The organism is Streptomyces sp. NPDC052040, assembly GCF_044548405.1.
In the GTDB taxonomy this organism is placed as follows: domain Bacteria; phylum Actinomycetota; class Actinomycetes; order Streptomycetales; family Streptomycetaceae; genus Streptomyces.
Genome location: NZ_JBIUBV010000016.1, coordinates 15,128 through 30,445, shown reverse-complemented (window position 1 = coordinate 30,445; position 15,318 = coordinate 15,128). Strand labels below are relative to the sequence as shown.

The 15,318-nt window shown below is 71.5% G+C and carries 13 protein-coding genes; 10 read left to right on the top strand and 3 right to left on the bottom strand.

From position 1 onward, the window contains the following. Positions 1 to 63: 63 nt before the first annotated feature. From uvrC to pgi, 10 genes are all read left to right on the top strand, one after another. Positions 64 to 2,100, top strand: coding sequence for an excinuclease ABC subunit UvrC (uvrC, locus tag ACIHAA_RS25970; RefSeq protein WP_399821156.1), 2,037 nt, complete (start codon positions 64 to 66; stop codon positions 2,098 to 2,100). Next, complete coding sequence (gene rapZ / locus ACIHAA_RS25965) at positions 2,097 to 3,107, top strand: RNase adapter RapZ (RefSeq protein ID WP_399821154.1); 1,011 nt, start codon at positions 2,097 to 2,099, stop codon at positions 3,105 to 3,107. The genes uvrC and rapZ overlap by 4 nt, the downstream gene beginning before the upstream one ends. After that, entirely contained in the window at positions 3,104 to 4,147 is a 1,044-nt protein-coding gene (gene yvcK / locus ACIHAA_RS25960) for a uridine diphosphate-N-acetylglucosamine-binding protein YvcK (RefSeq protein WP_399821153.1), read from the top strand. Before rapZ ends, yvcK begins: the two co-directional genes overlap by 4 nt. Then, positions 4,138 to 5,127 carry a DNA-binding protein WhiA gene (gene whiA, locus ACIHAA_RS25955; protein WP_234515156.1) on the top strand — a complete coding sequence of 330 codons (990 nt, stop codon included), beginning with the start codon at positions 4,138 to 4,140 and terminating at the stop codon, positions 5,125 to 5,127. The genes yvcK and whiA overlap by 10 nt, the downstream gene beginning before the upstream one ends. Positions 5,128 to 5,659: 532 nt before the next feature. Continuing rightward, on the top strand, positions 5,660 to 6,667 hold the full coding sequence (gap, locus tag ACIHAA_RS25950) for a type I glyceraldehyde-3-phosphate dehydrogenase (protein ID WP_399821150.1): 1,008 nt from the start codon (positions 5,660 to 5,662) through the stop codon (positions 6,665 to 6,667). A 168-nt stretch (positions 6,668 to 6,835) separates the two neighbouring features. After that, positions 6,836 to 8,047, top strand: coding sequence for a phosphoglycerate kinase (locus ACIHAA_RS25945; protein WP_399821148.1), 1,212 nt, complete (start codon positions 6,836 to 6,838; stop codon positions 8,045 to 8,047). A gap of 42 nt (positions 8,048 to 8,089) precedes the next feature. Further along, positions 8,090 to 8,845 (top strand): triose-phosphate isomerase, encoded by a 756-nt coding sequence (tpiA, locus tag ACIHAA_RS25940; protein ID WP_399821359.1) that lies wholly within the window; start codon positions 8,090 to 8,092, stop codon positions 8,843 to 8,845. 131 nt (positions 8,846 to 8,976) lie between these two features. Next, positions 8,977 to 9,213, top strand: coding sequence for a preprotein translocase subunit SecG (secG, locus tag ACIHAA_RS25935; protein WP_399821146.1), 237 nt, complete (start codon positions 8,977 to 8,979; stop codon positions 9,211 to 9,213). Between the two features lie 270 nt (positions 9,214 to 9,483). Continuing rightward, entirely contained in the window at positions 9,484 to 9,771 is a 288-nt protein-coding gene (locus ACIHAA_RS25930) for an RNA polymerase-binding protein RbpA (protein ID WP_399821357.1), read from the top strand. A gap of 159 nt (positions 9,772 to 9,930) precedes the next feature. After that, positions 9,931 to 11,583 (top strand): glucose-6-phosphate isomerase, encoded by a 1,653-nt coding sequence (gene pgi / locus ACIHAA_RS25925; protein WP_399821144.1) that lies wholly within the window; start codon positions 9,931 to 9,933, stop codon positions 11,581 to 11,583. A gap of 70 nt (positions 11,584 to 11,653) precedes the next feature. Here the strand turns inward: pgi and ACIHAA_RS25920 are convergent, their stop codons facing one another. The 3 genes from ACIHAA_RS25920 to ACIHAA_RS25910 all read right to left on the bottom strand — a co-directional run bounded on the left by ACIHAA_RS25920 (position 11,654) and on the right by ACIHAA_RS25910 (position 15,261). Continuing rightward, a complete protein-coding gene (locus ACIHAA_RS25920) occupies positions 11,654 to 13,936 on the bottom strand; it encodes an FtsX-like permease family protein (RefSeq protein WP_399821142.1) in 2,283 nt (760 codons plus the stop codon). A gap of 63 nt (positions 13,937 to 13,999) precedes the next feature. Beyond that, positions 14,000 to 14,749, bottom strand: coding sequence for an ABC transporter ATP-binding protein (locus ACIHAA_RS25915; protein ID WP_399821140.1), 750 nt, complete (start codon positions 14,747 to 14,749; stop codon positions 14,000 to 14,002). Further along, a complete protein-coding gene (locus ACIHAA_RS25910) occupies positions 14,746 to 15,261 on the bottom strand; it encodes a PadR family transcriptional regulator (protein WP_399821138.1) in 516 nt (171 codons plus the stop codon). The genes ACIHAA_RS25915 and ACIHAA_RS25910 overlap by 4 nt, the downstream gene beginning before the upstream one ends. Between the last annotated feature and the right edge of the window lie 57 nt (positions 15,262 to 15,318).

Here is a 15,318-nt window from a genome sequence, read left to right as displayed (position 1 = left end):
ATCCCGCCGGGCGTTGTCCACAGGGTCGCCGCGCTGTCGGCGCCCGCCAGTAGGGTGTGAGACATGGCCGACCCCTCCAGCTACCGACCCAGGCCGGGCGAGATCCCGGACTCTCCCGGGGTCTACCGATTCCGGGACGAGCACCGCAGGGTGATCTACGTCGGAAAGGCGAAAAGCCTGCGTCAGCGCCTGGCGAACTACTTCCAGGACCTGGCGGGCCTCCACCCGCGCACCCGCACGATGGTCACCACGGCCGCCTCCGTGGAATGGACCGTGGTGTCCACCGAGGTCGAGGCGCTTCAGCTGGAGTACACCTGGATCAAGGAGTACGACCCCCGGTTCAACGTCAAGTACCGCGACGACAAGAGCTACCCCTACCTCGCGGTGACGATGAACGAGGAATTCCCGCGGGTGCAGGTGATGCGCGGCCAGAAGCGCAAGGGCGTGCGCTACTTCGGGCCGTACTCGCACGCGTGGGCCATCCGCGACACCGTGGACCTGCTGCTGCGCGTCTTCCCCGTACGCACCTGCTCGGCGGGCGTGTTCAAGAACGCGGCCCGCACCGGCCGCCCCTGTCTGCTCGGTTACATCGGCAAGTGCTCCGCGCCCTGCGTCGGCCGGATCTCGCCCGGGGACCACACCGAACTGGCCGAGGAGTTCTGCGACTTCATGGCCGGCCGGACCGGCTCCCACCTCCGCCGTCTGGAGCGGCAGATGACGGAGTCGGCCGAGGAGATGGAGTACGAGCGGGCCGCCCGGCTGCGCGACGACATCGAGGCCCTGAAGAAGGCCATGGAGAAGAACGCGGTCGTGCTCACCGACGCGACCGACGCCGACCTGATCGCGGTCGCCGAGGACGAGCTCGAAGCCGCCGTGCAGATCTTCCATGTGCGCGGCGGACGGGTGCGCGGCCAGCGCGGCTGGGTCACGGACAAGGTCGAGGACGTCACCACCGCCGCCCTCGTCGAGCACGCCCTCCAGCAGCTCTACGGCGAGGAGACGGGCGACGCCGTGCCCAGGGAGGTCCTCGTCCCGGCGCTGCCCGACCCCATAGAACCGGTCCAGGAATGGCTGACCGGCCGCCGCGGGTCCGGTGTGTCGCTGCGCATCCCCCAGCGCGGCGACAAGCGGGCGCTCATGGAGACCGTGCAGCGCAACGCGCAGCAGGCGCTCGCCCTGCACAAGACCAAGCGCGCCTCCGACCTCACCACCCGCTCCCGGGCCCTGGAGGAGATCGCCGAGGCCCTCGGCCTGGACAGCGCCCCGCTGCGGATCGAGTGCTACGACATCTCGCACCTCCAGGGCGAGGACGTGGTCGCCTCCATGGTGGTCTTCGAGGACGGCCTCCAGCGCAAGGGCGAGTACCGGCGCTTCCAGATCAAGGGCTTCGAGGGCCAGGACGACGTCCGCTCCATGCACGAGGTGATCACCCGCCGCTTCCGCCGCTATCTGGCGGAGAAGGAGCGGACGGGGGAGTGGGCGGACGGGGACACCGCCCTGACCGAGGACGACGGGCGGCCCAAGCGGTTCGCCTATCCGCCGCAGCTCGTGGTGGTCGACGGCGGCCAGCCGCAGGTCGCCGCCGCCCGGCGGGCCCTGGACGGGCTGGGCATCGACGACATCGCCGTGTGCGGCCTCGCCAAGCGCCTGGAGGAGGTCTGGCTGCCGGACGAGGACGACCCGGTGATCCTGCCCCGCACCAGCGAGGGCCTCTATCTGCTCCAGCGGATCCGGGACGAGGCCCACCGCTTCGCGATCACCTATCAGCGCGCCAAACGGACCAAGCGCATCAGATCGAGCCCCCTGGACGAGGTGCCGGGCCTCGGAGAGGCCCGGAAACAGGCGCTCGTCAAGCATTTCGGCTCGGTGAAAAGGCTGCGATCCGCGACAATCGACCAGATCCAGGAGGTCCCCGGTATCGGCCGCAAGACGGCCGAGACGATCGCCGTGGCCCTCGCCGGGGCGGCTCCGGCCGCACCCGCCGTGAACACGGCGACCGGAGAGATCATGGAAGAGGAAGAATCCGGGGTGACGCCGGGTTCCCCGGGGGAGCCCGTGTCCGCGGGCGCCCCGGACGAGCGACGGGGGCAGGAGAGATGACCGAGCACGACCAGCGCGCAGCAGAACGTCCGGTCCAGGGGCAGACCGCCCCGCAGGGAGCGGACGCGGATCGGACACAGGAGACGGTCCGGGAAAACGGAGCACAGGTGAGTACGGGCAGTGAGACGGCCGGGGCCGCGGACGCGGGCATCCCCGAGCTGGTGATCATCTCCGGCATGTCCGGCGCGGGCCGCTCGACGGCCGCCAAGTGTCTGGAGGACCTCGGCTGGTTCGTCGTCGACAACCTGCCGCCCGCGCTCATCCCCACCATGGTGGAGCTGGGCGCCCGCTCCCAGGGCAATGTCGCCCGGATCGCGGTCGTGGTGGACGTCCGTGGCCGCCGCTTCTTCGACAACCTCCGCCAGTCCCTCGCCGACCTGGAGGCCAAGCACGTCACCCGGCGGATCGTCTTCCTGGAGTCCTCCGACGAGGCCCTGGTGCGCCGCTTCGAGTCGGTCCGCAGACCGCATCCGCTCCAGGGCGACGGCCGCATCGTCGACGGCATCGCCGCCGAGCGGGAGCTGCTGCGCGAGCTGCGCGGCGACGCCGACCTGGTGATCGACACCTCCAGCCTCAACGTGCACGAGCTGCGCGCCAAGATGGACGCCCAGTTCGCCGGGGAGGAGGAGCCCGAGCTGCGGGCGACCGTCATGTCCTTCGGCTTCAAGTACGGCCTGCCGGTCGACGCCGACCTGGTCGCGGACATGCGCTTCCTGCCCAACCCGCACTGGGTGCCGGAGCTGCGCCCCTACACCGGCCTCAACGAGGAGGTCGCGGCGTATGTGTTCAACCAGCCCGGCGCCAAGGACTTCCTCGACCGCTACGCCGAGCTGCTCCGGCTGGTCGCGGCCGGATACCGGCGCGAGGGCAAGCGCTATGTGACCATCGCCATGGGCTGCACCGGCGGCAAGCACCGCTCGGTCGCCATGTCCGAGAAGCTCGCCGCCCGGCTGGCGGCCGAGGGCGTGGAGACCGTGGTCGTGCACCGGGACATGGGGCGCGAGTGACGGGACGTACTCTGCGGCTGAGCAGGCTGCGCCGGGTGGTCCCCGAGGGGCGGGGCGGCCGGGTGCGCCGCCGCGGCACCCAGCCCAAGGTGGTCGCCCTCGGCGGCGGCATGGGCCTGTCCGCCTCGCTCGCCGCCCTGCGCCGCATCACCGGTGACCTCACCGCCGTTGTCACCGTCGCCGACGACGGCGGCTCCAGCGGCCGCCTCCGCGACGAGCTGGGCGTGCTGCCGCCCGGCGATCTGCGCAAGGCGCTGGCCGCGCTGTGCGGGGACGACGACTGGGGCCAGACCTGGGCCCGGGTCATCCAGCACCGCTTCCACTCCCGGGGCGATCTGCACGACCACGCGGTCGGCAATCTGCTGATCGTCGCCCTGTGGGAGCAGCTCGGCGACCATGTCCAGGCCCTGGACCTGGTCGGCAGGCTCCTCGGCGCCCACGGCCGGGTCCTGCCCATGTCCGCCGTCCCGCTGGCACTGGAGGCCCTGGTCAAGGGGCACGACCCGGAGCACCCGGACGACGTCGGCACCGTACGTGGGCAGGCGACCGTGGCGCTCACCCGGGGAGAGGTGCAGTCGGTGCACCTGGTGCCGTCCGACCCGCCGGCCGTTCCCGAGGCGGTCGCCGCGGTGCTGGACGCCGACTGGGTGGTCCTCGGGCCCGGCTCCTGGTTCTCGTCCGTGATCCCCCATCTGCTGGTGCCCGAGCTGCTGGACGCGCTCATGGAGACCAAGGCGCGCCGGGTGCTCTCCCTCAACCTGGCGCCGCAGCCGGGAGAGACCGAAGGCTTCTCCCCGCAGCGTCATTTGGAGGTTTTGGGACGACACGCCCCTAAACTCGCCCTGGACGTGGTGCTGGCGGACGAGGCCGCCGTGCCCGACCGCGCCTCGCTCAGCGAGGCCGCCGAGCGGTTCGGCGCCGCGGTCGAGCTGGCGCCGGTGGCCCGTACCGACGGAACCCCGCGGCACGACCCGGAGCTGCTGGCCGCCGCGTACGACCGTATTTTTCGGATGCATGGAAGGATCGGCCCATGGCGATGACGGCAGCGGTGAAAGACGAGATCTCCCGGCTTCCCGTCACCCGGACCTGCTGCAGAAAGGCGGAGGTCTCGGCGATCCTGCGGTTCGCGGGCGGACTGCACCTGGTCAGCGGCCGCATCGTGATCGAGGCGGAGCTGGACACGGCGATGGCGGCCCGCCGCCTGAAGCGGGACATCCTGGAGATCTTCGGCCACAGCTCCGAACTGATCGTGATGGCGCCCGGCGGCCTGCGCCGCGGCTCGCGCTATGTGGTGCGCGTGGTGGCGGGCGGCGACCAGCTGGCCCGGCAGACCGGCCTCGTCGACGGCAGGGGCCGCCCGATCCGCGGCCTGCCCCCGCAGGTGGTCTCGGGGGCCACCTGCGACGCCGAGGCGGCCTGGCGCGGCGCGTTCCTGGCGCACGGCTCGCTGACGGAGCCCGGCCGTTCGTCGTCCCTGGAGGTGACCTGCCCCGGCCCGGAGGCCGCGCTCGCGCTGGTGGGCGCCGCCCGGCGGCTGTCGATCGCGGCCAAGGCCCGGGAGGTGCGGGGCGTGGACCGCGTCGTCGTCCGGGACGGTGACGCGATCGGCGCGCTGCTGACCCGGCTCGGCGCACACGAGTCGGTGCTCGCCTGGGAGGAGCGGCGGATGCGCCGCGAGGTCCGCGCCACGGCCAACCGCCTCGCCAACTTCGACGACGCCAACCTGCGCCGCTCGGCCCGCGCCGCGGTCGCCGCCGGTGCGCGCGTCGCCCGTGCCCTGGAGATCCTCGGCGAGGAGGTCCCGGAGCACCTCGCGGCCGCGGGGCGGCTGCGCATGGAGCACAAGCAGGCCTCCCTGGAGGAGCTGGGCGCCCTGGCCGATCCGCCGCTGACCAAGGACGCGGTGGCGGGACGGATCCGGCGGCTGCTGGCGATGGCCGACAAGCGCGCCGCGGACCTCGGGATCCCGGGGACGGAGTCCAACCTCACCGAGGAGATGGCGGACAACCTCGCAGGATGACGGGTGGGTGCCAACGGACCGGTGCCGACGCCCGCTTGGGCCGTCGGCACCGGCGTGTCCCGGTGTCCTTGGTGCGCTCTTGACCCCGCCCTGAATTGTCATGAGCCTGGCATGCATGTGCTGTCGGGGCGTGCCGCCGCGGGGAGGGTCCATGGGGCAGGGAGCGGGGCCGGGTGCCGGAGTGCTCCGGTCCGGCGGAGCATGCCCCGGGCGCGGACGGGTAGTTCCGCGCGTCCGCACCCGGCCCCCGGGGGCTGCGAAGGGCGGCCCGTCTCCGGGCACGCGCCGCGCCCGGCGCCTGACCCCCTGTAGTCAACGGCAGTTGGCCCCGTATCACCGAAAGGGGTGGTCAAAGCCCCCGGGACGGGGCGATCCGTACCCCTACTGGCGGGTACGGACCACACTGCCGTGTATGAGCCATCTCGGATGTCACTCCGGGGGCATCAGGGAGGTAGGGTCGTAGGCGGTCGGGGACATCCCAAACAGAGCTCGCCGGCATCGAGAGCCGGCGTACCAACGAGGAGATCGGTTCGTGACGATCCGCGTAGGAATCAACGGCTTCGGCCGCATCGGTCGCAACTACTTCCGCGCGCTGCTGGAGCAGGGTGCGGACATCGACATCGTGGCTGTCAACGACCTGGGTGACACCGCGACCACCGCGCACCTGCTGAAGTACGACACCATCCTCGGCCGTCTCAAGGAGGAGGTGTCCCACACCGCGGACACCATCACCGTCGGCGGCAAGACCATCAAGGTCCTGTCCGAGCGCAACCCGGCCGACATCCCCTGGGGCGAGCTGGGCGTCGACATCGTCATCGAGTCGACCGGCATCTTCACCAAGAAGGAAGACGCCGCGAAGCACATCGCCGGCGGCGCCAAGAAGGTCGTCATCTCGGCTCCGGCCAAGGACGAGGACGTCACCATCGTGATGGGCGTCAACCAGGACGTCTACGACCCGGCGAAGCACCACGTCATCTCCAACGCCTCCTGCACCACCAACTGCGTGGCCCCGATGGCGAAGGTCCTCGACGAGAACTTCGGCATCGTCAAGGGTCTGATGACCACGGTGCACGCGTACACCAACGACCAGCGCATCCTGGACTTCCCGCACAAGGACCTGCGCCGCGCCCGCGCCGCCGCGGAGAACATCATCCCGACCACCACCGGTGCCGCCAAGGCCACCGCCCTGGTCCTGCCGCAGCTCAAGGGCAAGCTGGACGGCATCGCCATGCGCGTCCCGGTCCCCACCGGCTCCGTGACCGACCTGGTCATCGAGCTCTCCCGCGAGGTCACCAAGGAAGAGGTCAACGCCGCCTTCCAGAAGGCCGCCGAGGGCGAGCTGAAGGGCCTGCTGGAGTACACGGAGGACCAGATCGTCTCCTCCGACATCGTCAACTCCCCGGCGTCCTGCACCTTCGACTCCTCCCTGACCATGGTCCAGGAGGGCAAGAACGTGAAGGTCATCGGCTGGTACGACAACGAGTGGGGCTACTCCAACCGCCTCGTCGACCTGACGGTCTTCATCGGCAACCAGCTCTGATCGCCGCAGCAGGCATCTCCATGTGAGAACAGGGCTCGGGCAGCGCAGGCGCGCCGCCCGAGCCCTGACTCACGTACCGTGAGCGCGCCCGTGTACGACCATCGGGGGCCGCTCGCGTGCAGCTCCACCCGCTCTCGTACGATCAAGAGCCCCCTCCAGGAGTCCCTCATGAAGACGATCGACGAACTTCTCGCCGACGGCGTGGACGGCAAGCGGGTCTTCGTCCGCGCCGATCTGAACGTCCCGCTGGCCGACGGCCGCATCTCCGACGACGGCCGCATCCGTGCCGTCCTGCCCACCGTCAAGGCCCTCGCCGAGGCGGGCGCCAAGGTGGTCGTCGCCTCGCACCTCGGCCGCCCCAAGGGTGCCCCGGACCCGGCCTTCTCCCTGCTGCCCGCCGCCGAGCGCCTCGGTGAACTGCTCGGCGCGCCCGTCGCCTTCGCCGAGGACACCGTCGGGCCCGCCGCCCACGACGCGGTGGACGGCCTCCAGCCGGGCCAGGTCGCGGTGATCGAGAACCTGCGCTTCAACCCCGGCGAGACCGCCAAGGACGACAGCGAGCGCGGCGAGTTCGCCGACCGCCTCGCCGCCCTCGCCGATGTGTACGTGGGCGACGGCTTCGGCGCGGTGCACCGCAAGCACGCCTCCGTCTACGACCTCCCGGCCCGGCTGCCGCACTACGCCGGATACCTCATCGCCACCGAGGTCGGTGTGCTGAAGAAGCTCACCGACGACCTCCGGCGCCCGTACGTCGTGATCCTGGGCGGCGCCAAGGTCTCCGACAAGCTGGCCGTGATCGACCAGCTGATCGCCAAGGCCGACCGGCTGCTCATCGGCGGCGGCATGGCCTACACCTTCCTCAAGGCCAAGGGTCACGAGGTCGGCATCTCCCTCCTCCAGGAGGACCAGATCCCGGCCGTCACCGAGTACATCGCGCGCGCGGAGAAGAACGGCGTCGAGCTGCTCCTGCCCGTGGACGTACTGGTCTCCCCGGAGTTCCCGGACCTGAAGACCAAGGCCCCGGCCAACCCCACCGTCGTCGCCGCGGACGCGATCCCCGCCGACCAGGAGGGCCTGGACATCGGTCCGGAGACCCGCAAGCTCTACGCCTCGAAGCTCGCCGACGCCGCCACCGTCTTCTGGAACGGCCCCATGGGCGTCTTCGAGCACCCCGACTATGCCGAGGGCACCAAGGCGGTCGCCCAGGCCCTCGTCGAGTCCCCGGGCTTCACCGTGGTCGGAGGCGGCGACTCCGCCGCCGCCGTCCGCACCCTGGGCTTCGACGAATCCGCATTCGGTCACATCTCGACCGGTGGCGGCGCCTCCCTCGAATACCTCGAGGGCAAGACGCTCCCCGGCCTCGCCGCACTGGAGGACTGAACCTCAATGGCTCCATCCCTTTCCGCCGAGCGCACGCCGCTGATGGCGGGCAACTGGAAGATGAACCTCAACCACCTCGAGGCCATCGCCCACGTCCAGAAGCTCGCCTTCGCCCTGGCCGACAAGGACTACGAGGCCGTCGAGGTCGCCGTACTTCCGCCCTTCACCGATCTGCGCTCCGTGCAGACGCTGGTCGACGGCGACAAGCTGAAGATCAAGTACGGTGCCCAGGACGTCTCGGCGCACGACTCCGGCGCCTACACCGGTGAGATCTCCGGCCCGATGCTGGCCAAGCTGAAGTGCACCTTTGTGGTGATCGGCCACTCGGAGCGGCGCCAGTACCACCGGGAGACCGACGAGCTGGTGAACGCCAAGGCCAAGGCGGCCTTCAAGCACGGGCTGACCCCGATCCTGTGCGTCGGCGAGGAGCTGGAGGTCCGTGAGGCGGGCAACCACGTCGGTCACACCCTCACGCAGGTCGAGGGCGGTCTGAAGGAACTCTCCGCGGAGCAGGTCGAGACCCTGGTGATCGCCTATGAGCCCGTCTGGGCCATCGGCACCGGCAAGGTCTGCGGCGCCGACGACGCCCAGGAGGTCTGCGCGGCGATCCGCGGCAAGATCGCCGAGCTGTACTCCCAGGAGGTGGCCGACCAGGTCCGCATCCAGTACGGCGGCTCCGTGAAGTCGGGCAATGTGGCCGAGATCATGTCGAAGCCGGACATTGACGGCGCGCTCGTCGGCGGTGCCTCGCTGGACGCCGACGAGTTCGTCAAGATCGTCCGCTTCCGGGACCAGTGATCCGCGTCCCGCGAGGGAACCGAGCGGCTGTGAGTGTGTCCTAGGGGCGATCCGTCGTACCCTTGCGGGGGCATGGTGGCTTGCCATCGTGCCCCCGTCGTCCATCCGAGTCCGAGGAAGTTGGTCCAGCCGTGGTTTTGGGGTTCTCGATCGCCCTGATCATCTTCAGCCTGCTGCTGATGCTGCTGGTGCTGATGCACAAGGGGAAGGGCGGCGGCCTCTCCGACATGTTCGGTGGCGGCATGCAGTCCTCCGTCGGCGGCTCCTCGGTCGCCGAGCGCAACCTCGACCGGATCACCGTGGTGATCGGTCTGCTCTGGTTGGCGTGCATCGTGGTGCTCGGCCTGCTGATGAAGGTCAACAGCTGACGCGGCGGCCGACGCGGGGCCCGCTCCGGCACCGCGCGGTCAGCACGTAACGCCCCATGTCGGGTACGCGCCTGCGGACGCGGCCTATCATGGGGCGTGCGTCTCGGTGCGGGGGGTAACTCCCATCCCTGGACGCGCGTTGGGCCTTACGTAGACTGAGGCGCTCGCAGCGAAGCGAAACGCCGACTCGCTTCGCGGCACCATCACGCAGGGAGTGACGACGTGGCAAGTGGCAACGCGATCCGGGGGAGCCGGGTCGGGGCGGGCCCGATGGGCGAGGCCGAGCGCGGCGAGTCCGCGCCGCGTCTGCGCGTCTCCTTCTGGTGCTCCAACGGGCACGAGACCCAGCCGAGTTTCGCCAGCGACGCGGCCGTACCCGACACCTGGGACTGCCCCCGCTGCGGCTTCCCGGCCGGTCAGGACCGAGACAACCCGCCGGCTCCGCCGCGCACCGAGCCCTACAAGACGCACCTCGCCTATGTGCGGGAGCGGCGCAGCGACGCGGACGGCGAGGCGATCCTCGCCGAGGCGCTCGCCAAACTGCGGGGCGAGATCTGACAGCCGAGTCCGGCCGGGCACCGTTTGCGGTGCCCGGCCGGAACTGCTTTCGCACCGGCGCGACACCGCGGTACCGCACCCCCTGATCAACTAGGTTGGATCCGGCAGCGCGGTGAGGTACACGCAGCAGGACCGGCGAGGAAGAAGGCTGAATCCGACATGAACGCAGACGGCCGTACCCGGCTCAATCAGACGCCCGAGTGGACCGCTCTGGCCAAGCACCGCGAGGAACTCGGCGAGGTGCGGCTGCGCGAGCTGTTCGCGGCGGACCCCGGGCGCGGCGGCGAGTACACCCTCCAGGTCGGTGATCTGTATGTCGACTACTCCAAGCACCTGGTCACCGACGAGACGCTGCGGCTGCTGCGCGAGCTGGCCGCCGCCCGGAACGTGTTCGGCCTCCGGGACGCCATGTTCCGCGGCGAGAAGATCAACACCACCGAGGACCGCGCGGTCCTGCACACCGCGCTGCGGGCCCGGCGGGACGCCGTGGTCGAGGTCGACGGGGAGAACGTCGTCCCCGGGGTGCACACGGTGCTGGACAGGATGGGCGCCTTCGCCGACCGGGTCCGCTCCGGCGAGTGGACCGGTCACACCGGCAAGCGCATCAAGAACGTCGTCAATGTCGGTATCGGCGGCTCCGACCTGGGCCCGGCCATGGCCTTCGAGGCGCTGCGCGCCTACACCCGGCGCGATCTGACGGTCCGTTTCGTCTCCAATGTGGACGGCGCCGATCTGCACGAGGCCGTACGGGACCTGGATCCGGCCGAGACGCTGTTCGTCATCGCCTCCAAGACCTTCACCACCATCGAGACGATCACCAACGCCACCTCGGCGCGCGGCTGGCTGCTCGATGAGCTGAAGGCGGGTCAGGAGGCCGTCGCCCGGCACTTCGTGGCGCTGTCGACCAACGCCGCCAAGGTCGAGGAGTTCGGCATCGACACCGCCAACATGTTCGAGTTCTGGGACTGGGTAGGCGGCCGCTACTCCTACGACTCGGCGATCGGGCTGTCGCTGATGATCGCCATCGGCCCGGACCGCTTCCGGGAGATGCTGGACGGCTTCCGCACCGTGGACGAGCACTTCCGCACCGCGCCCGCCGAGTCCAATGTGCCGCTGCTGCTGGGCCTGCTGGGCATCTGGTACAACAACTTCCACGACGCCCAGTCGCACGCGGTGCTGCCGTACTCGCACTATCTGTCCCGGTTCACCGCCTACCTCCAGCAGCTGGACATGGAGTCCAACGGCAAGTCCGTGGACCGGGACGGCAAGAAGGTCGACTGGCAGACCGGTCCGGTCGTGTGGGGCACTCCGGGCACCAACGGGCAGCACGCCTACTACCAGTTGATCCACCAGGGCACCAAGCTGATCCCCGCCGACTTCATCGGCTTCGCCGAGCCGGTCGACGATCTGCGGCCCGGCCTGGTCGCCCAGCACGACCTGCTGATGGCCAACTTCTTCGCCCAGACGCAGGCGCTGGCCTTCGGCAAGACGCCCGAGGAGGTGCGCGCCGAGGGCGTACCGGAGGAGCTGGTGCCGCACAAGACCTTCCAGGGCGACCACCCCACCACCACCGTCCTGGCCCGGCAGCTCACCCCGTCGGTGCTCGGCCAGCTCGTCGCGCTGTACGAGCACAAGGTGTTCGTCCAGGGCGCGATCTGGAACATCGACTCCTTCGACCAGTGGGGCGTCGAGCTGGGCAAGGTCCTCGCCAAGCGGGTGGAGCCCGCACTGACCGAGGGCACGGAGGTGCCCGGCCTGGACGGCTCCACCAAGACCCTGGTCGCCAAGTACCGCGAGCTGCGCGGCCGTTAGCGACGACGGTTCCGTGGGAGGCGGCACCCCCGGGGCCGCCGCCTCCCGCGGTCCGGCCGGGTCGCCGCGCTCAGGCCACGGCGCTCAGGGTGTCCGCGAGCCGTCGGCGGGCCGCCCGGGAGGCGGGCAGGAAGGCAAGGGCGGCGGCACCGAGTACGGCGGCCGCCCCGAGCAGCACCAGCAGGACCGGGGGCGGCCCCTGGGCGAGACCGGCGCCAATACCGCTGGACCGGCCCTGGACGTCGATCAGCCAGCGGGCGAGCGGAAGGCCCAGCGCGGTGGCGGCACCGACCGCGGCCAGCGCGGTGCAGACCACGGCCGTGACGGTGATCCCGGTGATCTGCCGCGGCGACAGACCGATTGCCTTGAGCGCCAGCAGGTCCCGCTCGCCCTCCCGGACGGTGCCGCCGATCGCGGTCATCAGCTCCACGATCCCGATCAGCGCCAGCACGGCGACCAGACCGGCGACCACCCCGCGCAGGGGCGAGAGCCCGTCCGCGGGGTTCGCCACCGGAAGCACGTCCAGATGCCCGCGGGCGGCCCGGGACAGCTCGCCCGCGACCTCGTGCGGATCGGCGCCGGGGCGCAGCCGCAGCCGGTAGAGGGTCGGACGCAGTCCGGGGTCGTTCTCGCGGAGGGTGTCGAGCGAGGTGGAGATGACCCGCCCGGCGTTCTCCGGCTCGATGCTGCGGCCCACCAGGTGCAGGATCTGCGGCTGGTCGCCGACCGTCATCCGCACCCAGTCGCCGACCCGCACATGCAGCAGGTCGAGCAGCCCCTGCCCGGCCACCGCCTCGTCGGGCCCGCGCGCGGGACGGCCCTCGGCGAGGGCGTAGGGGTAGGGATCCCGCCGGGAGCCCAGGCCGCGCAGGGCGATCGTCGCCGTCTGGCCCGGCACCAGGGCGGCCACCTCCACACCGGGGTAGGCGGCGGCGACCCGGGGGTCGGCCGCCAGCAGGGAGCGGGCGGCCGCGTCGTCCAGCCCCGAGTCGGGGCGCACGGTGAGGGCGGCGGCGAGACCGACCTCCGCGGGCCTGCTGTGGAAGCGGTCGATGGTGGTCCACGCGCTCAGCGCCACCACGATCAGCAGCAGCGGCAGCGCCAGCCGGACGACCGTCGCCAGCGACCGGGCCCGGCGCGTGAACGCCTGGTGCCAGCCCAGGACCAGCGCGGGCGGCAGCCGCAGACCGAGCGCCCCGCGGGCCGCGCCGGTCAGCCGGCCCCCGGCCGGTGCCGCGGGCCGGGGCACCGGCACCGGAGGCACCCGCCCGGCGCGCCAGGCCGCGAGCCCGGTGGTGGCGGCGATGAACAGCACGGCCGCGACCGGCACCCCGGCCAACGCCAGGGTGTGCCCGGGCAGCCCCTGCCACACCCCGACCGCGTCCCCGAGACGCCCCGGGATCCGCCTGCCCAGACCCTGGGTGAGCCCCGCCGCGGCCACCGCGCCGAGCAGCGCGTACGCCACATGCTGGAGCAGGAAGACGCGGACCACCTGCCCCGGGGTGAAGCCGATCGCCTTCAGGACCGATATGTCCCGCAGATGCCCCCGGATGCGGGTGCCGATCGCCCCGTGCACGGCGCACCCGGCGGCCACCAGCGCACCCAGTCCGAACAGTCCGAGGACCTGGCCGAGCAGCCGGTTCTCGCCCTGCGCCGCGGCCCGCGCCTGCTGCCAGGTGGAGACCTCGCTGATCGCCCCCGCCCCCAGCACGGTGACGGCGCGCTGGACGGCGTAGTCCGTGTCGTCCGGGTCGGTCAGGCGCAGCCCGGTGACCTGTCCGCCGGGGCGGCGCAGCGCGGACGGCGGCGCCCAGACCAACCCGGGCTGCTCACCGGGGCTGTAGCGGGGCTCGGCGCTGTCGGCGACGCCCACCACGGTCAGGGTCCGGTCGGTGCCGGGTACGCCCAGGGTGTCGCCGGGCTCGGCCAGCAGCGCCCGGGCCAGCCGGCTCTCCAGCACCACACCGGTGGGGTCGCCCGGGTCCAGCCAGTGGCCCGCGGTGAGCAGCGGCCGCCCGACGGAGGGCTGCCGGGGCGTGGAGCGCAGCTCCACCGAGGCCCGGGCGCCGCGGGAGGTCACCGTCAGGGACTCGGTGGGGTAGGGCCCGGCGACGGACTCCACCCCGTCCAGCCGGGCCAGCTTCGAGGCGTCGGCCGGGCCGCCCGAGTGGATCCACACATGAGCACCGCGGGCCTCCGTGAAGACCCGCTGCCAGGGGTTGGTCGCATAGCCGAACAGGGCCGTGGCGAGCAGCAACGAGGCGACGACACCGGCCGAGACGAGCACCATGAACAGTGCCTCGCCGCGGTGGGTCCGCAGATCGGAGTGCGCCCAGCGCAGGGTGGCCCGCACGGCGTCAGCCCCTCGGCCGGGAGCGGGAGGGACGGTTCGGCGTCCGGGGGTGGTGCACCGCGATCAGTCCTTCAGTTCCAGCACGCCGGAGGCACCGGCGCGGCGGGAGGGCGTGCCCTCCAGCGCCGCGTCGTCGGCGATCCGGCCGTCGAAGAAGCTGATCACCCGGTCGGCGGCGCTCGCCAGCCGGGCGTCATGGGTGACCAGCACGATCGTCTGGCCGCGCTGGTGGAAGCGGGTGAGCAGCCGCATCACCTCGCGGGTGCCCCTGCTGTCGAGACTGCCCGCGGGTTCGTCGGCGAGCAGCAGCGGCGGATGGTTGACCAGGGCCCGGGCGAGCGCGACCCGCTGCTGCTCGCCGCCGGACAGCTCGCCCGGCATGCTGCGTTCCTTGCCGGTGAGGCCCAGCTCGGCGAGCAGCTCCTCCCGCGCGGCGCGCGCCCGCTTCGGGGGCGTCCCGGCGAGCAGCGCGGGCAGCTCCACGTTGTCCGCGACGGACAGCCCGGAGACCAGGTTGAAGAACTGGAAGACGATCCCGATGCGCTTTCTGCGCTCCACGGCCCAGCGCGCCTCGGTGTAGGAGTCGGTGCGCTCGCCGTCCAGCAGGATGCGGCCCGCGTCCGGCCGCTGGAGCCCGCCCAGCAGATGCAGCAGCGTCGACTTGCCCGCGCCGGAGGGGCCGGTGACGGCCACGAACTCGCCCCGGGCGACGGCGAGGTCGACCCCGCGCACCGCACGGGCGGGCGCGCCCTCGCCGTGGTGCGTCTTGACGAGGCCCTCGGCCCGCAGCAGAGGTGGGGGATCCTCGCTCACTGAAGCTCCTCCAGTTCCTCCTGGCACCGCTCCAGCCAGTCGAGGTCGGCCTGCATATGCAGCATCGCGCCCTCGATCAGCAGCTGGGCGATCCGGTTGTCGCGGTCTTCGGCGGCGGCCAGTCTCGACAGGCTGCGCATGGTGTTGAGGTACTGGCGCCGCTGCCGGTTGATCAGGGCGATCTGGTCGGCGAGACCGGTCTGCGGGGCCAGGGCCAGTTTCATGAAGAACTCGTCCCGTACCCGCGGCTCGTCCTCGGTCTCCTCGAACCAGGCGTGCAGCGCCTCCCGCCCGGCGTCGGTGAGGTGGTAGATCTTCTTGTTGGGCCGGCTGGACTGCTCGACCTCCTCGCCCGCGATCAGCCCGGACTTCTCCAGGCGGGCGAGGGTGACGTAGATCTGGCCGACGTTCGGCTGAGGGTACGCGGCGCCCAGCAGTTGCTCAAGGTCCTGCTTGAGCTCATAGCCATGGGCGGGGCCGCGGGCGAGGAGTGCCAGGAGGGGCAGGCGCACTCGTGCTGTCCTCCTGTCCGGGTGATGTGCTCCAGGCCCTAGTATCGCCCATACCTA